13 protein-coding genes and 1 pseudogene are annotated in these 16,980 nt (G+C 68.2%); 8 read left to right on the forward strand and 6 right to left on the reverse strand.

Translation table 11 applies throughout. The features are described 5' to 3' along the window. Positions 1-10: 10 nt before the first annotated feature. Positions 11-952 (reverse strand): annotated as a pseudogene (locus G6N28_RS27195) (transglycosylase SLT domain-containing protein); the annotation flags it as partial. Between the two features lie 82 nt (positions 953-1,034). Here G6N28_RS27195 and G6N28_RS21160 point away from each other — a divergent pair. The 4 genes from G6N28_RS21160 (at position 1,035) to G6N28_RS21175 (ending at position 6,204) form a co-directional block, all read left to right on the forward strand. After that, positions 1,035-2,315 carry an acyl-CoA dehydrogenase family protein gene (locus G6N28_RS21160; protein ID WP_163903690.1) on the forward strand — a complete coding sequence of 427 codons (1,281 nt, stop codon included), beginning with the start codon at positions 1,035-1,037 and terminating at the stop codon, positions 2,313-2,315. A gap of 68 nt (positions 2,316-2,383) precedes the next feature. Continuing rightward, positions 2,384-2,569: a hypothetical protein gene (locus G6N28_RS21165; protein ID WP_163903692.1), complete on the forward strand. Its 186-nt coding sequence runs from the start codon at positions 2,384-2,386 to the stop codon at positions 2,567-2,569. A 141-nt stretch (positions 2,570-2,710) separates the two neighbouring features. Continuing rightward, the gene (locus tag G6N28_RS26775) at positions 2,711-4,495 is read left to right on the forward strand and encodes a hypothetical protein (RefSeq protein ID WP_170307912.1); all 1,785 of its coding nucleotides are present in this window, start codon (positions 2,711-2,713) and stop codon (positions 4,493-4,495) included. A gap of 65 nt (positions 4,496-4,560) precedes the next feature. Beyond that, positions 4,561-6,204: a DUF7800 domain-containing protein gene (locus G6N28_RS21175; RefSeq protein ID WP_163903694.1), complete on the forward strand. Its 1,644-nt coding sequence runs from the start codon at positions 4,561-4,563 to the stop codon at positions 6,202-6,204. 116 nt (positions 6,205-6,320) lie between these two features. Here G6N28_RS21175 and G6N28_RS21180 read toward each other — a convergent pair whose 3' ends face one another. From G6N28_RS21180 to G6N28_RS21200, 5 genes are all read right to left on the reverse strand, one after another. After that, complete coding sequence (locus G6N28_RS21180; protein WP_163903696.1) at positions 6,321-7,061, reverse strand: SDR family NAD(P)-dependent oxidoreductase; 741 nt, start codon at positions 7,059-7,061, stop codon at positions 6,321-6,323. 80 nt (positions 7,062-7,141) lie between these two features. After that, positions 7,142-8,767, reverse strand: coding sequence for a dipeptide ABC transporter ATP-binding protein (locus G6N28_RS21185; RefSeq protein ID WP_163903699.1), 1,626 nt, complete (start codon positions 8,765-8,767; stop codon positions 7,142-7,144). Next, on the reverse strand, positions 8,764-9,645 hold the full coding sequence (locus tag G6N28_RS21190) for an ABC transporter permease (protein ID WP_163903701.1): 882 nt from the start codon (positions 9,643-9,645) through the stop codon (positions 8,764-8,766). Before G6N28_RS21190 ends, G6N28_RS21185 begins: the two co-directional genes overlap by 4 nt. Further along, positions 9,642-10,610 carry an ABC transporter permease gene (locus G6N28_RS21195; protein ID WP_163903703.1) on the reverse strand — a complete coding sequence of 323 codons (969 nt, stop codon included), beginning with the start codon at positions 10,608-10,610 and terminating at the stop codon, positions 9,642-9,644. The genes G6N28_RS21190 and G6N28_RS21195 overlap by 4 nt, the downstream gene beginning before the upstream one ends. Continuing rightward, positions 10,607-12,139 carry an ABC transporter substrate-binding protein gene (locus G6N28_RS21200; RefSeq protein WP_163903706.1) on the reverse strand — a complete coding sequence of 511 codons (1,533 nt, stop codon included), beginning with the start codon at positions 12,137-12,139 and terminating at the stop codon, positions 10,607-10,609. The genes G6N28_RS21195 and G6N28_RS21200 overlap by 4 nt, the downstream gene beginning before the upstream one ends. A 153-nt stretch (positions 12,140-12,292) precedes the next feature. On the opposite strand from G6N28_RS21200, the gene G6N28_RS21205 reads away from it, so the two are divergent. The 4 genes from G6N28_RS21205 to G6N28_RS21220 all read left to right on the forward strand — a co-directional run bounded on the left by G6N28_RS21205 (position 12,293) and on the right by G6N28_RS21220 (position 16,978). Beyond that, entirely contained in the window at positions 12,293-12,829 is a 537-nt protein-coding gene (locus G6N28_RS21205) for a hypothetical protein (protein ID WP_170307913.1), read from the forward strand. Positions 12,830-12,883: 54 nt separating this feature from the next. After that, positions 12,884-13,975 (forward strand): glycoside hydrolase family 183 protein, encoded by a 1,092-nt coding sequence (locus G6N28_RS21210; RefSeq protein WP_163906502.1) that lies wholly within the window; start codon positions 12,884-12,886, stop codon positions 13,973-13,975. Positions 13,976-14,078: 103 nt separating this feature from the next. After that, entirely contained in the window at positions 14,079-15,161 is a 1,083-nt protein-coding gene (locus tag G6N28_RS21215; RefSeq protein WP_163903709.1) for an NAD(P)H-dependent amine dehydrogenase family protein, read from the forward strand. 62 nt (positions 15,162-15,223) lie between these two features. Continuing rightward, positions 15,224-16,978 carry an Hsp70 family protein gene (locus G6N28_RS21220; RefSeq protein ID WP_163903711.1) on the forward strand — a complete coding sequence of 585 codons (1,755 nt, stop codon included), beginning with the start codon at positions 15,224-15,226 and terminating at the stop codon, positions 16,976-16,978. Positions 16,979-16,980 lie beyond the last annotated feature (2 nt).

The raw sequence follows: 16,980 nt of genomic DNA on the forward strand, positions 1-16,980 counted from the left end.
TCGGAGTCTCATGGGACGCAAGGTATTCCACGACGGGAATCGGCGCTGTCGCGGAGTAACCGATCGGCAACAACACGTCGCCCGCCGTCGTCTTGTAGTAGACCTGCCAGCGGTGGTAGGCGTCGAACGCGGCGGGATCGGCGGCGAGCACCGCCGCGTAGTCGCTGACCGCGCGCACGTACCGGTCGGAGTTGTTGTAGCGGTATAGGGCGTGGTCGCGGTCGTGCGCGAAGCCGTTCGCGGCCAGGTAGCGGCCGGCCGCCATGATGCTGTCGCGGGGGGACAGGATGTCGCCGCCGTTCCCGTAGGCGGCGAACGTGGTCGGCAGGAACTGCATGGGGCCTTGTGCACCCGCTGTGCTCACCCCGGCGACCCGGCCGAATCCGGTTTCGATCAAGTTGATCGCGGCCAGGAAATTCCAGCCGACACCGGATGCCGCTTCCGCCTCGGCGTAGTAGGTCCGCAGTTCGTCGGCCGGCGTCGGCGCCACGATGCGCCACGCGGGCAACGTGTCTTTCGCGGTTCCCTCGCTCAGCGCGGTCAGCTGGCGGCGCGCGTCGACGTTGAGGTCATAGATCTGGAGCAGCTCGGGTGGTATGCGCTGGCGCACGACCGGATCCCACTCGGGATGCCGCCCGATGGCGCGGTAGGCGGCTTGCTGGCGGTGCGCGGCCGCGGTCCGCAGCGGGTTGGACGACGACGGGTCGCGCAGCACACGGTCGTCGTCGACGAGATCGTCGGCGATCCGGGCGGGATCGGAGGCCAGTTCGCGTGGGGCGACGTCGGGTGCGGGCGGTGGTGCAGCGGTCGGCGCGGCGGATGGGGCGTCGGTCGTGGGCGCGGACTCCGTGTCCGGTGCCGAGCAGCCGACGGCGACGACGGCGGTGACGAGGAGGAGCGCTGCGATGCGCCAAACCGCGTCGCTCGTGACCCCAGCGAATAGCCGCTGCATAACACCGGTCAGCGTAGCGCGGGGATTTCGCCAACCAACCGAATGCGAGGTCAGGGCACAGCAGGGCTGACACACTGCATCCATGGCGTGGGATTTCAGCACCGAACCGGAATTTCAGGAGAAGCTCGACTGGGTCAAGCAGTTCTGCGAGGAGAAGGTCGAGCCGCTCGATCACGTATTTCCGTATGCGGTGCGCTCACCGGATCCCGCGGTCAAGGCTTATGTGCGCGAGCTGCAGCAAGAGGTCAAAGACCAAGGCCTGTGGGCGATTTTTCTGGACAAGGAGCTCGGCGGGCCCGGCTACGGCCAGCTCAAGCTCGGCCTGCTCAACGAGGTGATCGGACGTTACCCCGGAGCGCCGCACATGTTCGGGGCCTCCGCACCCGACACCGGGAACATGGAGATGCTCGCCGCCTACGGCACCGAGGAGCAGAAGGAACGCTGGCTCAAGCCGCTGCTCAACCAGGACATCTTCTCGGCCTACTCGATGACCGAGCCTCAGGGCGGCAGCGACCCCAACCTGTTCAGGACGCATGCCGTCCGCGACGGCGACGAGTGGGTGATCAACGGCGAGAAGTGGTTCACCTCGGCGGGTCGCGTCGCCGACATCCTGTTCGTGATGTGCACCAACGGCATGTTCGTCGTGCCGCGCCAGACGCCGGGCGTCGAGATCATGCCCGAGCCGCGCAACCACAACCACATCATCTACCGCGACGTGCGCGTGCCTCTCGACCATCTCCTCGGGCCGGAAAACGGTGCGAAGGTGCTGGCGCAGCGGCGGCTGGGCGGTGGCCGCATTCACCACGCCATGCGCACCATCGCGCAATGCAACCTGGCGTTCGACATGATGTGCGAGCGGGCGCTGAGCCGCGAGTCGCACGGCAAGGTCATCGCCGAGCACCAGATGGTGCAGGAGAAGATCGCCGAGTCCTACGCGATGATCAAGATGCTGCGCCTGTTCGTGCTCGAGACGGCGTGGAAGATCGACCAGACCTCCACCCAGGAGGCCCGCACCGATATCGCCGCGGTCAAGTTCACGATGGCGCGCGTGCTGCGGGAGGTGTCGTTCAACGCGCTGCACATTCTCGGTTCGCTGGGCACCACGGACCTCACGCCGATCCAGGCGATGTACGCCGGTGCGCCGACGATGGGCATCGCCGACGGGGTCGACGAGGTGCACAAAGCCACCGTCGCACGTCGGGTGCTGCGCGACTACGAGCCGCACGAGGGCAACTTCCCGACCGAGTTCCTGCCCTACAAGCGCGAGGCCGCGCGCAACAAGCTGCAACCCGTGCTCGACGCCCGCCCCGAGCTGGCGGCCGCCGCCGAGGCCTACCAGAAATACCTCAGCCGTCGCCGCTGACCTGCTGTCGCCGGGCGCGCACGGTCGTTCACGCGTGCGCTCGACGTCGCTGCGCCTAGGGTGAAGCCATGCGGATCGCCATCGGTGTGCTCGGTGTGATCGTCGCGTTGTTCGGGTTGCTGTTCGCCCTGCAGGGCTTCGGCTTCGTGGGCGGCAGCCCGATGAGCAACACCACGACTTGGTCCATTCTGGGTCCGCTCATCGCGCTGGTCGGGGTCGCGCTGACGGTCGGCGCGGTGCGTCGCAAGCCGTAGCCGGGACATTCTTCGTCACACCGCTCGGGGTGTAACTACGAGGGCCTGACGAGCGATGAAACTGTCGAGCGCCGCGACTGCTGGCACCAGGCGCCAGCGTTGGGGGAGTCGACGTGCACGTTTCAAAGGAGCAGACGCACGATGGGTGCACCGCTTGAATTTTGCTCGAAGCGAAGCGTGGTCGCCGTGCTGGCGTCCGGAATCGTCATCTCGCTGACAGCCCTTACCGGTGGTATCGCACCGGCTCTGGCCCAGCCGGATTCCGACGACTCGAGTGGCCCGACGACCACCGTCATGGTTCCCCAGCCGAAGAAGGACGCGCCGGAGCCAAAACAAGAGGCGCCGAGACGCCAGTCTCCGCAGCAGCCGGCCCAGGCTCCGGCTGCAGAGGCTCCGCAGACACAGGCCCCGCAGCCGCAGACACAGGCCCCAAAGACGCAGACGCAGGCCCCGGCCGTCGTCGCGCCGGAGCCTGAACCGCAGCCGCAGACCCAGGCTCCGCAGCCGCAGACCCAGGCGCCGCAGACGCAGACCCAGGCTCCGAAGATGCAGACCCAGGCGCCGCAGACGCAGACCCAGGCTCCGAAGACCGCCGTCACCACGGAGCCGAAGACTGCTGTGACCACGGAGCCGGGGACCACCGAGCCGGCGCCTACCAGCGAAGCGAAGCCGTCGACCGCCGCCGAGCGTTCGCCGGCCGGCTCCGCTGCGCCCAGCACCGAGAGCCAGGCCGCGCGCACCACGGAAGCGGACCGCGATGCCCCGCAGACGTCGGGCACGTCGGTGCCGCCGTCCGAGGCGATGATGCCGGCGACCGAAACCAGTGACGCGCCGTCATCGCGCAGCGAGGCACCGGCCAGCGAATCGGAGACCAGCGAGTCGAAGACCAACGAGTCGAATGAATCCGAGGCCCGCAGCGAGGACTCCGAGACGCCGACGGTGTCGATCTCGCAGGCCGCCAAGGAGATCGAGACACTGGCGCCCAAGACCCTCGAAGCCCCGGTCGAGGACGTGCAGCTGGCCAAGAGCGCCGAACCGATCTTCGAGCCGCAGCCCGAACCTGCTGCCGCCGAGGACGTCGCGGCCTTCGCCAACTCGATCGAAACCAGCCTGAAGATCCCCGGGCTGGACGTCGGGGCCAGCGCCAAGACCGAGTTCGGTGTCGAGCGCCGCATCGAGCGTCGCGAGGTCGAGTTCATCAGCAACGTGCGCCAGTGGCGTCCGGAATGGATCGAGTACGACGAGTACTACCGGCCCATCATCGCCAACCCGTTCCGGGCTCCGGTGCGCATCGTCTACGTCTACGACATGCGGCCGCGGATCATGTACATCCCGCCGCTGTCACGGATCGTGCTGGAAGCGGCCCGGTTCGCCGCCTACAGCTTCACCGCGGCGATCCTGGCCCCGGTCAACGCGGCCATCGACACCACGCAGGCCATCACCAACATCGCGGTGGGCAGCTTCTTCGGCGGCGGTTACTACCCGGGCGTCGGGGTGCCGTTGCCGCCGCCTCCGCCGCCGGTGCTGCGCTACGACAACGTGCCCGTGCAGGTGCGCTACTCGGATGCGGTGTACGAGCCGTTCCGGGTCCGCCGGATCGTCGACGTCGGCGAGGACGCCCGCTTCGGTGAGCGCAAGGTGCTGCTCGACGGTGCGACACCGGCATGGGGTGTGTGGACCCAGACGCCGTCCGGCGAACGGCAATTCGAGGTGCACCGCACCCAGCAGTTCCCGGGCCTCGAGGAACCCCAAGAGGGTCCGCTGCCGGGCGACTACCGCCTCCGGTTGGCGTCGGATGAGTCGTCCTCGGCCGGCCTGACCGGGCGCGACGTGTTCCTGATGGTCGCGGCCGGCGTGATCGGCACGCTCGGATTCGGCGCCATCGGCATGGCGTTCTACCTCGGACGCCGGCGGCCAGAGCACTGAGATCGCGCCGCGGGCATCGCTCCAGAACGTGCATCGCCGTCAATTAGGTGATGCATGATGGGGCGATGCCCGAGGTTCGCGTAGGACCGCTGCTCCGCCACGTCGGCGAGACCGACGCGACCATCTGGGTCGAGACAGATGCGCCGTGCGAAGTCGAGATCCTCGGGCACCGGGCGGACACGTTCGAGGTCGAGGGGCATCATTTCGCGATCGTCTGCGTGACCGGGCTGGACCCGGACCGCGAGCATCCCTACGAGCTTCACCTCGACGGCCAGATGGCCTGGCCGCCAGCGGATTACGAGCTGCCGCAGCCGCGGGTGCGGTTGATGCCGCGTGACGGCTCGTTGCGGCTGTTGTTCGGGTCGTGCCGTGCGTCGGCCCCGCACCACCCGCCCTACACCTACCAACACTGGTGGCACCCGAAGGGCAAGGGCGTCGACGTGTTGCGCACCTACGGCCTGCGCATGCTGCGTCAGCCGTCGGCGTTGTGGCCCGACGCGTTGCTGATGATGGGCGACCAGCTCTACGCCGATCAGGTCAACGACACGATCAAGGATCTCGTCGCCGACCGTGAGGTGCACGCCGACGGCCCGGTCGAGGTGCTCGAGGACTTCGAGGAGTACTGCATCGGCTACTGGGACGCCTGGCGCGATCCCGTTGTGCGGTGGATGCTTTCGACCATCCCGACGTCGATGATGTTCGACGACCACGAGATCAACGACAAGTGGAACACGTCGCAGGCGTGGCTGGAGGAGAAGCGCAGGACCGACTGGTATCAGACCCGGATCATCGGCGGGCTGATGGCCTATTGGATCTATCAGCACCTCGGCAACATGACGCCCGCCGAGCTGGCCGAAGACCAGACATTTCAACGAGTCGTGAAAACCCGGCAGGGCGTGGAGCCGATCCGGGAGCTCGCGCTGATGGCGGAAAAAGACGACGGGGTATCGCATTTCAGCATGTGCCGCGATCTCGGTGCGGCGCGGCTGATCGTCGTTGACGCCCGTTCGGGGCGGCAACTTACGCCGGGGCACCGCCGGGTCACCACCGACGACGAGTGGGCCTGGATCACCGCCAACGCCGACGGCAACTACCAGCATCTGCTGTTCGCCAGTTCACTGCCGATCCTGTTGCCCTACGGCATGCACCACATCGAGGCCTGGTCGGAGGCCGTCGGCGACGGTGCGTGGGGCAGGCGGCTGGCCGGGCTGGGGGAGAAGGTGCGCATGGCCGCCAACCTCGACCACTGGGCGTGCTTTCAGGATAGCTTCCGAGGCTTCGAGGATCTGGTCATCGAGGTGGCCGGCGGCAAGCGCGGATCGGCGCCCGACTCGATGGTGCTGTTCGGCGGCGACGTGCACCACTGCTGGGTGAGCGAGGTCGAGCTGCCCGACGAAACCGCCAACGCCGGCACCAAGATCTGGCAGGTGGTGTGCTCGGGGCTGCGCAAGGAGCCGTCGGCGATCGAACGGGTCGTGCTGCGGCTAGGCCACACCCGGTTCGTCGAGGCCGTCGGCAAGGCGCTCGTGCGGACCACCAAGGTGGGGATGCCGCGGCTTCGGTGGCGACCCGTCACCGTGCCGCACTTTCGCAACCAGATCGGCACGCTGGAGATCGCGGGCGGCGAGATGGGTGTGCGCATCGAAGCCGTCACCGGAAACTGGCGCAAGCCACGGCTGACCACCGTGATCGAGCACAAACTGCTCTGACTTCGGCGATCTCGGCCCGCCGAAATCTGCACCAGGGTCGCGATCTTACGAAAACCACAGCCCTGGTGCAGAATTCGGCGCAAACCAAGTAACGGGGGCCATCCGCCGCAACCTCGTTAGCCCGCGCCTTTCCCGTTGTTGACCCGATACACCGCGCCGTGGATCGCGGCGGCGTCGTCGCTGGCGAGGAACGCGATCGCCTTGGCGACGTCGACGGTGTCCATGAAGCCGCGCGGCGAGGCGATCCGCATGATCAGATCCCAGTCGGCGCCCTCGGGTGCGGTGAACTCGGTGGTCTGCGCGGTCGGCATTCCCCCCGGGCAGACGGCGTTCACGCGAATCTTCTCTTTCGTGTACTCGACGGCCAGGGCACGGGTCAGGCCGATCAGCCCGTGTTTGGCAGCGCAGTAGCCCGCCGAGTACACCTCGCCTTCCACGCCCGCGATCGAGGCGACGTTGACGATGTTGCCGCCGCTCTCCAGCAGATGCGGCAGCGCCGCGCGGCACAGGTAGAACGGCCCGTTCAGGTTGACCGCCAGATCGCGGTCCCAGTCCTCGTCGGTCACCGTCGTGGTGTGGCGCATCTGGTGAAAGCCCGCGACGTTGACCAGGACGTCGAGCCGGCCGAACGCTGCGACGCACTGCGACACCGCGTCGAGGCACGCCTGCGACGAGGTGACGTCAACCGAGGCGTACCGGCCGCCCGGCACGTCGGCGAAGACCCCCGCCATCCGTTCGGCGTCGCGCGCGATCCCGAACACCGTCGCGCCGCGCTGGGCGAACAACTGCGCGACCGCGGCGCCCAAGCCCGCCGACGCGCCGGTGACCAATGTGACCTTGCCGCCGAGTTGAGTCATGGTTCAAGACCTTCTCACGCCCACCCGCGCGCCAGCGTGAAGCCACGGTTGTTCGATCGCCGCCGCAGCGACCCGGAATGCTATTTCGGCGGGGTGGTGGACGGAGTGGAGGGCGGGACGGCGGCCAGCAGCTCGCGGGTGTAGTCGTGTTCGGGCGCGGCGAACAACTCGGCGGCCGGACGGTATTCGACCCGGGTACCGTCGCGCAGCACCAGAACGTCGTGGCTCATCCGCTGCACGATCGCCAGGTCATGCGCGATGAACAGGTAGGTCAACCCCAGCTCACGCTGCAGCCGGGTCAGCAAATCCAACACCCGCGCCTGTACCGAAACATCAAGTGAGGCAGTGGCTTCGTCGAGGATGACCAGATCCGGTTCGCCGGCCAGCGCCCGTGCGATCGACACGCGTTGACGCTCACCGCCGGACAGCTCATGCGGATAGCGGCTGGCGAACGACGCCGAGAGCCCGACCAGCTCGAGCAACTCGCTCACCCGAGCCCTGCGCGCCTGTCGGCTCCGCGCAATCTTGTGTACCTTCAGCGGCTCTGCGATCGAAACACCCACGCGAACGCGGGGATTCAAAGACGAGAACGGATCCTGGAAGACCATGCTGATCCGCCTGCGCAACGCCTTGACCGCGGATCGACGCACCCCGAGCACGTCGGCACCGCCGATCGTGACGCTACCGGCGTCGGGCTTGACCAGACCGGTCAGCGCGGCCGCGACCGTCGACTTGCCCGAACCCGATTCCCCGACCAGCCCCAGCGTGGTGCCCCGCCGGATCCGAAACGACAAACGGTCCACCGCGTGCACGGTCCGCGTGCCGATCGGCGTGCTCACCCGGTAGCGCACGTCGAGGCCGTCGACGTCCAGCAGCACCTCGGCACCGGTGACCGGCGCCGGCCCGGCGTGCCCGACCAGCGGCCGGGCGTCCAGCAGTTCGCGGGTGTAGGGATGCTGTGGGCGGTCGAAGATGTCGACGATGCCCGCCTGTTCGACCGCCGAACCGTCCTGAAGCACCGTGACGTCGTCGGCCACCTGGCCGATCACGCCGAGGTCGTGGCTGATCCAGATCACCGCGGTGGCGAAGTCACGCTGTAGATCGCGTACCAGCCCGACGATCTGCGCCTGCGTCGTGACGTCGAGCGCGGTGGTCGGTTCGTCGGCGATCAGCAGCTGTGGGCTGCACGCCAACGCGACCGCGATCATCACCCGCTGCCGCTGCCCACCGGAGAGCTGATGGGGATAGCTGTCCAGCCGCGACTCCGGCTGCGGCAGCCCGACGGCCTCCAGCAGCTCCAGTGCCCGGGCTCGTGCCTCCCGTCGAGTCGAACGGCGGTGCGTCTCAACGGATTCGGTGATCTGACGGCCGATGGTCAGCAGCGGGTTCAGCGACGTGGAAGGGTCCTGGAACACGAAGCCGATCCGGCCGCCGTGCACGCTGCGCAACACGCGCGCCGACGCGCCGACAAGCTGCACGGCGCCCGTGCCGTTCGTGCTGCCCAGTGTGCTGGTGCCGGCGACGACGGCACCCGGCGCATCGAGGAGCCCGGTCGCGGCCAGCGCGGTCATCGTCTTGCCGGACCCGGACTCGCCGACGATGCCCAACGTCTGCTCGGCTTCGACGTCGAACGAGACGCCGCGCACGATCTCGCGACGCCCGATCGCCACCCGCAGGTCGCGCACGCTCAAGGTGGGATCGGTCACTGGTTTCTCCGCGCCTCGATCAGCGTGCGGCGCTTGGGATCCAGCACATCCCGAAGCCCGTCGCCGAGCAGGTTGAACGCCAGCACCATCACGACGATCGCGGCGCCGGGAACCACCGCCATCCACCAGGCCAACGTCACAAAGCCCTGCGAATCGAAGATCATCCGCCCCAGTGACGGCTGCGGCGGCTGCAGACCCAGCCCGAGGAACGACAACGCCGCCTCGGCGAGGATGGCGAACGCCAACGACAGCGACGTCTGCACCACCAGCGGTCCGGCGATGTTCGGCAGGATGTGGCGCCCAAGGATGTAACCGCTTCCGGTGCCCATGCTCTGTGACGCCGCGACGAACGGTTCCGAACGCACGCTCAACGTGCTGCCCCTGGCCACCCGGGCGAAGATCGGCGTGTAGACGATGCCGATCGCCAACATCGTCGTCGCCACCCCCGGGCCCAGGATCGCCACCACCGCCAACGCCAGAATCAGCACCGGAAAGGCGAACATCACGTCGACGACGCGCATGAGCACCGCGTCCAGCCACCCGCCGCGGTAACCGGAGACCACCCCGATGATCACGCCGGCGATCGCCGCGAACGCCACGCTGACCACCGCCACCCGCAGCGACGCCTGGATCGCGACCAGCACACGCGACAACACGTCGCGCCCTAGCTCGTCGGTGCCGAACCAGTGCGCACCGCTCGGCGGCCGCAGCGCGTTGGGCACGTCCACATCGTTGACGCCGTACGGGGCAAGCCAATCCGCGCCGAGCGCGACGCACACGATGACCGCGAGCGCCGCCGCGCTGACGGCCGTCACCGGGTTACGCAGCAGCAGCCGCCACGACGCCACCCGCGTTCCCCGGTCCGCGTCGGCGCTCATGACAGCCGGATCCTCGGGTCGACGACGGCGTACAACGCGTCCACGATCAAGTTGATGAGCAGAAACAAAGCGGCGATCAGCAGCACCGCGCCCTGGATCACCGGGTAATCCCGTGCGGCAACGGCGTTGTACACCAGCCGGCCCAGCCCCGGCCACGCGAAGACCACCTCGACCACGATGACCCCGCCGAGGATCGTCGCCAGCTGGATGCCGGTGATGGTCAACACCGGGATGAGCGCGTTGCGCACCGTGTGGCGGAAGGTGACCACCGCGGGCGGCAGACCCTTCGACCTCGCGGTGCGGACGTAGCCGGTGGCCGCGACCTCCAGCACCGCCGAACGCACGTAGCGGGTCATGATCGCCGCGGCCACCAGACCAACCGTCAACGCGGGCAACACGATATGACGCAACCAGCCCGCCGGGTCCTCCAGCAGCGGCCGGTAGCCCGACGTCGGCAGCCAGCCTAGCGTCGTCGCGAACAGCCCGATCAACAGAATGCCCATCCAGAAGTCGGGAATCGAGACACCGAACTGACTGGCCACCCGCACGATCGTGTCGCTGAGCCGGCCTTCGTGCAGCGCCGAGAAAATGCCGGCGGGCAGCGCGATGAGCAGCGCGATGAGAATACCGACCACCGCGAGAGACACTGTGGCAGGAAGCCGTTCGAGCAGGATCAGCGTCACCGGGTCACCGTTGCGAAAGCTCACCCCCAGATCGCCCGTCAACGCCGAGCCGAGATAGCCGAAGAACTGCTCGAGCATCGGCTTGTCCAGCCCGCTGGCCTGGCGCAGCGCCGCGTAGGCCTCCGGCGTGTAGCGGGTGCCCAACGCGATGCGGACCGGATCACCGGGCACCAGGTGCACCAGCGCGAACACCACCACCAGCACGCCGACCATCACCACCGCCGAATACAGCAGCCGGCGCGCCAGAAACCGGACCACCGGATGCGTCAGCACGCGGGTCATCGGTTGTCTCCGTGCGCCAGATCGGCCGTGCGGAACCGGACGGCGGCATCGCGGCGGGCGTGGTACCCGCTCAGCTCGGGTGTCCACGCCTGGATCACCGACGGGTTGTACAAGAAGATGTAGCTGACCTTGTCGGCGATCAACGCGGCGGCGCTGTCGTACAACGCGCCCCGCGCCTGCCGGTCGGTCTCCACCCGGCCGGCGTCCAGCAGCCGATCGACCTCGGGATCGGAGAACTTCTGCGCGTTGCTGGTGCCCTGTGAGTGGTGCTGGGCGTAGTAGAAGTCGTCGGGGTCGATGTTGCCCAGCCAGCCCATCATCAGCATGTCGAAATCGCCGGTGTTCTGCTCGTCGAGCCAGGTGGCGAAGTCGACGGTGCGGATGTTCACCGTGATCCCAAGCGGCGCAAGGTTGTCGGCGACGATCTGCGCGGCGGTGACGGTTTCCGGGTACTCGCTGGTGACCAGCAGGTCGAGGTCGACGTCGCCGACGCCGGCATCCTCGAGCAGCGACCGGGCGGTGTCCAGGTCGTAGCGGTACCGGTCATAGGGGGTGTACCACGGGTTGCCTTCGGGGATCGCGAGCTGGTTCGCGGTCGCGGTGCCGTAGCTGGTGGCCGCCACGATCGCGGCGCGGTCGATGCCGTAGGCGATCGCCTGACGCGCCCGCACGTCATTCCAGGGTGCGCGGGCTTCGTTGAGCGCCAGGTACCAGTAGTCGTTGCTTTCGGTCACCGCCAGCGTGATCGAGTCGTCGTCGCGCAGCTGCGCGACGCGTTGGGTGGGCACCGCGTCGGTCCAGTCGATCTCACCGGCCTGCAGCGCCGACAACGCGGTGGAAGGCTCGGAGATAAACCGGAAGGTGACACCCGAAATGGGCGGTGCCCCATCCCAATACGACCGGTTGGCCCTTAGCGTGATCGAGTCACCGCTCTTCTGGCCCACGAACTCGAACGGGCCGGTGCCGACCGGGTGGGTGGCGATCTGACCGCTTTCGACGTTGCGGCGCGACACGATGGCCATGCCCTTGAAACCGCCGAGATTGGTCAGCAGGTTCGGCGTCGGCCGGTCGAGGTGAACGACGACGGTCAGCGGGTCGGCCGCTGTGACATCGGCGACGGCGCTGAACTTGTCGACGTTGGCCAGCTTCTCGACGATGATCCGACGGTAGGAGTAGACGACGTCGTCGGCCGTGAACGGGCTGCCGTCGTGGAACGTGACACCGGGGCGCAGCCGAAACGTCCACGTGAGCTGGTCGGGGCTGACGTCCCACGACTCGGCGAGCGCCGGCCGCATCTCCAGGTTCTCGTCGGGCTCGACCAGCGTGTCGAAGACGTTCTCCAACACCTCGAACGAGAAGTACGCGGTCGTCTTGTGCGGGTCGAGCAGGTCGGGCTCACCGGAGATGGCGGCGATGAGGTTGCCCGACATGTCGTCCCCGAGATCGACGCGCTGACCGGTCGAACACGCGACGAGACAGAGCAGGACGCCGATGGTGGCGACAGCCGCCGCCACCGCCAGCCGCTTCATGTGTCATCACCCCGGACGTCTGCCCCCGCGTTTCTACCCGCTGGCACCGCCGCCGCAAACGGGGGCCGGTGAAACAGGTGACGGGTCTGTGTTCACACTGACATACTCGACGCGGTTCGACGTCCGAGACGCTGGGTTGAAGGGGTGCACATCGTGAGACTTCTCCGTGGGCTCGGGCTGGCCCTGATCAGCGCTGCGACGGCACTCGGGCTGGCCGCCCCCGCCCAGGCGCAGGGTGACGTCAAGGCCCCGGGCGTGCCCGAAGGCGTCTACAACGTCAATATCGATGGTCAGGCCACCACGGAATGGGAGATCTTTCCGCTGTGCGTTCCCGTCGTGGGCGACCTGCGTGAACCGCTGCTGCTTCCGGTCGCATGCACGCTGAAGATCACCCCGAAAGGTCAGCCGGGTGCCGAGGCCGTCATGGTCGGCGGCCGGTGGCAGTTCGACTACGACACGATCGACGGAAAGACCTGTCCGGACGGCTCCAAGGCGCCGCAGCAGACGATCTATTCGTTCGACCCCTACAACTGGGTGGGCACCATGAAGGTGATCCACGGCGCGGTGTGCGGTGAGCAGGCCGCGATGGTCGAAGTGCCCCTGACGATGTCGTTCAACCGGCCGCTGGCCATCCCCGTCGACCAGTACCCGCTGATCTGCGAGCCCGGCGGGCTGCGGCGCTGTTTCTGAGCTGCGTCTGACTTGCCGGACGAACCGTCGATCGGCCGAGCCGCAGGCCATGGTCTGCGGCGCACCGAGCGGCCCAGCCTGCCGCTGCGCGACGGCAAGGTCGTCGACCTGACCGGGCCCGGACGGACCGATCGTTGGGGGGTCACCTGCACCGACCTGGGCGCATCCGTGGTGGCGCCCAACGGCAAGTTGGTCTCGGTGTTCGGTGACACGTTCTCCGGCGCCAAGGTCGGTCAGGGCGACTGGCGTTCGCCCGTCGTGCTGATCGGCACCGGGGACGCCAACCACGAAATCGTCTACGAGCGCGCCGGCGGCGCCGACCCGGACTACGCCCGACAACCGTGGCACTACGTACACGACAGCGCGTCCAGTGGATGGCGTCGGGGCGGCATCAGCACCGTCATCCCCTCCGACCTGCTGTGCGTCGGCGACTCCATCTATCTGCACGCCATCGTCAATCGCGGCTTCGGCACCGTGATCTGGACCGAGATCTGGCGCTCCGACGACAGCGGGGTGTCCTGGACCCACCTGGGTGAGAACGCCAAGTTTCCCGCCGACCTGCACAACGGCCACGCCCAATGTTGGTCGTGGGACCACGATCCCGACGACGGCTGGGTCTACGTGGTGGCCACCGGTTTCCAGCGCGACAAGGGCATCATTCTGATGCGGGTGCGGCCCGACGACATCGGCGACAGATCACGGTACGTGAGTTGGGGTTTCACCGACGGTCACTGGCGGTGGGGCGCCGCGGCCACCCCGATCACCCCCGCGGGTGAGAAATGGGGTGAGTTGACCTTTCGCCGGGTGGCGAAACGAAAATGGGTGCTCGGCGGGTTCCTGGCTTCGGCGTACGCGCTCGGCTATCGTGTCGTCGACTCGCCCGTGGCCAACATGCACACGACGCCCCTGCAGACCCCGGTGGTCGGTTCGGCGTGGTCCGGTGAGAACCACCGCAACAACGAGGTCGCCCAGCTCTACGGCGGATACCTGCTGCCCGGTTCGCGGTTCGACGTCGACGGCGGATTCGGGCTGGTGGTGTCGCAGTGGCACACCGCCGCCGGATGGCCTTACCGCGCAATGCAGTTCAAGGGCGCGCTGCGCGACACCACCGATACCGAGACGCCCTTCGACCCGATCGACCTGTAGCCGATCCTTCGCGAGCAGACGTGTACACCCCCAAACCCGTCAGATTTAGGGGGTGTACGCGTCTGCTCGCGGAAGTAATCGGCCGGCGCCTAAGGTGTAGAGCGTGAAATCTGGCGCCAAACGGGTAGTGGTCTGGGGCACCGGCTTCGTCGGCAAGATGGTGATCGCCGAGATCGTCAAGCACCCGCTTTTCGAACTCGTCGGCGTAGGCGTGAGCAACCCCGACAAGGTCGGCCGCGATGTCGGCGAAATATGCGGTCTGCAAACAACTCTCGGTATCACCGCCACCGACGACGTGGACGCGCTGATCGCGCTCAAACCCGATGCGTTGGTGCACTACGGCCCCACCGCGGCGCACGCCGACGACAACATCGCGCTGATCACCCGGTTCCTGCGCGCAGGCATCGATGTCTGCTCGACGGCGATGACCCCGTGGGTGTGGCCGAGCATGCACCTGAACCCACCGAACTGGATCGAACCGGTCACCCAGGCATGTGAGCTGGGGGAGTCGTCGTGCTTCACCACCGGCATCGATCCCGGTTTCGCCAACGACCTGTTTCCGATGACGCTCATGGGACTGTGCTCAGAGGTCCGTAAGGTGCGCGCCGCCGAACTGCTCGACTACACCGACTACACCGGTGATTACGACCGTGAGATGGGTATCGGCAAGCCACCGGAGTACCGGCCACTGCTGGAGAACCCCGACATCCTGGTATTCGCGTGGGGCGCAACAGTTCCGATGATCGCCCACGCCGCGGGCATCATGCTGGACGAGATCACCACGACGTGGGACAAGTGGGTGACGCCGACCGAACGAAGAACCGCCAAGGGCATCATCGAACCCGGCAACGTCGCGGCGGTACGGTTCACCGTCAACGGTGTTTACCAGGGGCAGACCCGAATTCAGCTCGAACACGTCAACCGGATCGGCAACGACGCCGCACCGGACTGGCCGTCGGGCCACCAAAACGACGTCTACCGCGTCGAGATCGACGGCACGCCGAGCATCGTCCAGGAGACCGCGTTCCGGTTCACCGACGGATCGGGACGCGACGCGGCCGCCGCCGGGTGCCTGGCCACCGGGCTGCGCGCGCTCAACGCCGTACCCGCGGTCAACGACCTTTCCCCTGGTTGGGTGACCGCGCTGGACCTGCCGCTGATCCCCGGGATGGGGACGATCCGCTGAGAAACGCTAACCTCGCCCCAACGGCTTGATATCCGGATAGATTTCCATCGAGACGGGAAACCATGTCTGACGGCGTAGGGCTGTCGGTTGGTGCCACCAACCTGGCGGCCGTGATGGTGGGCCGGACCGCGGTGTTGCGGTCACCGGTTCTGACGCGCTACCCCCACCGGCCCCCCGAGGTCGGCGTACCCAGCCAGAACCCCAGGCTCACCGAGCGCGGGCTGATCCTGACCGATTTCGTCGACCGGGTGGGCGACCCGGTGGGGATCGTCGCCGCCGACGGCACCACCCACCGCGCGGACGTCGTACTTGCCGACGCGCTGCGCGCCATGCTCTACGCCGTCGGCGGTGGCCGGGCGCCCGCCGGGCCGGTTACCGTCACGCACCCCGCGCACTGGGGCCCCGCCGCGGTGGAGGCGCTGCGCACCGCACTGGCCGCGATTCCCGAATTCGGGCAGCCCAAGCCCGCGCCGGTGATCTCGGATGCGACGGCCGCGCTGACCGCGCTGCAAGACGATCCCGGCGTGCCCGCCCGCGGGGTGATCGCGCTGTGTGATTTCGGCGGCAGCGGCGCCAGCATCACCCTGGTCGACGCGGCCAACGGCTACACGCCCGTCGGCCCGACACTGCGGCACACCGACCTGTCCGGTGATCTCGTCGACCAGGCGCTGCTCACCCATGTCATCGAGGATCTGTCCGCGGCAGGCACCATCGACCTGTCGTCGACGTCGGCGATCGGGTCGCTGGCCCGGCTGCGCGCGCAGTGCCGCGGCGCGAAGGAACGCCTGTCCACCGCCGCCGCGACCACCTTGATGGCCGAACTGCCCGGGCACCGCAGCGAGGTCCGGGTCACCCGCACCGAACTCGACGAGGCGATCCGCCAGCCGGTCACCGACTTCACGACGACGCTGCAGGACACGCTGGAGCGCAACGGAATTCACAACGCCGACCTTGCCGCCGTGGCGACAGTGGGCGGCGGGGCGCGGATCCCGCTCATCACCACCGCGCTGTCCGAACACTTCCGCGTGCCGGTCGTCACCGTCGAGCACCCGGAGCTGGCAGCCGCGATCGGCGGCGGCCTGGCGGCGGTGCGCGGAACGGTCGAGGAGGGTGCGACGTCGATGTCGGCCGCCCCCGGCGTCGCCGCTGCGGCCGCCGCCGCGACCGCCATGGCGCCCGAGGCGCCGCAGCCCGAGGAGGGTCCGGTCGGGGCTCTGGCCTGGTCGGATGCCGAGGACATCCCGGAGGTGCCGACCGCCGACCCGTATGCCTATCCGGTCGTTCCCGGCCGCGCTGACGAGCCGCGCCCGCAGATGCAGTTCGACCACGAATCCTGGGACGATCTGCCGGCGCCCCTGCTGCCGTGGTACCGCAAACCCGCGGTCGCGGCGAGTGTCGGGGTGATCGCCCTGCTCGCTGCGCTGACCGCGGCGGTGCTGTTCGTCGTCCGCGGTGACTCCGCCCCGTCACCGGCCTCGACCACCGAACCCATCACCGCCACGCCGAGACCGGCCACCACCGAGCCACCCCCACCGACGACCCAGGCGCCACCGCCGCCGCGCACCGTCACCCAACAGCAACCACCACCGGTGACCCAGACCGTCACGGCACCGCCGCCGTCACCAGAGCCGAGCCCAGAACCGCCGCCCGAGTCCGCGCCGGAGCCACCGCCCGAGCCCACGCCGGAGCCCGCACCGGAGCCGGAGCCCGCACCAGAACCGGAGCCGCCGCCGTGGAGCCCCACGCCGCCCTATCCGACGATCCCGGGGTTGCCGTGGGTGCCCGCGCCGCCACTGCCCGCGCCGCCGGGTCCGTGACG

The sequence above is a fragment of the Mycolicibacterium pulveris genome, from assembly GCF_010725725.1.
Lineage (GTDB): Bacteria > Actinomycetota > Actinomycetes > Mycobacteriales > Mycobacteriaceae > Mycobacterium > Mycobacterium pulveris.

What these genes read in the sequence shown, in the direction of transcription:
- G6N28_RS21190 (WP_163903701.1), bottom strand. Translation starts at nt 9,645, where the DNA reads ATGAGCGCCGACGCGGACCGGGGAACGCGGGTGGCGTCGTGGCGGCTG.
- G6N28_RS21200 (WP_163903706.1), bottom strand. Translation starts at nt 12,139, where the DNA reads ATGAAGCGGCTGGCGGTGGCGGCGGCTGTCGCCACCATCGGCGTCCTG.
- G6N28_RS21180 (WP_163903696.1), bottom strand. Translation starts at nt 7,061, where the DNA reads ATGACTCAACTCGGCGGCAAGGTCACATTGGTCACCGGCGCGTCGGCG.
- G6N28_RS21165 (WP_163903692.1), top strand. Translation starts at nt 2,384, where the DNA reads ATGCGGATCGCCATCGGTGTGCTCGGTGTGATCGTCGCGTTGTTCGGG.
- G6N28_RS21195 (WP_163903703.1), bottom strand. Translation starts at nt 10,610, where the DNA reads ATGACCCGCGTGCTGACGCATCCGGTGGTCCGGTTTCTGGCGCGCCGG.
- G6N28_RS21160 (WP_163903690.1), top strand. Translation starts at nt 1,035, where the DNA reads ATGGCGTGGGATTTCAGCACCGAACCGGAATTTCAGGAGAAGCTCGAC.
- G6N28_RS21220 (WP_163903711.1), top strand. Translation starts at nt 15,224, where the DNA reads ATGTCTGACGGCGTAGGGCTGTCGGTTGGTGCCACCAACCTGGCGGCC.
- G6N28_RS26775 (WP_170307912.1), top strand. Translation starts at nt 2,711, where the DNA reads ATGGGTGCACCGCTTGAATTTTGCTCGAAGCGAAGCGTGGTCGCCGTG.
- G6N28_RS21175 (WP_163903694.1), top strand. Translation starts at nt 4,561, where the DNA reads ATGCCCGAGGTTCGCGTAGGACCGCTGCTCCGCCACGTCGGCGAGACC.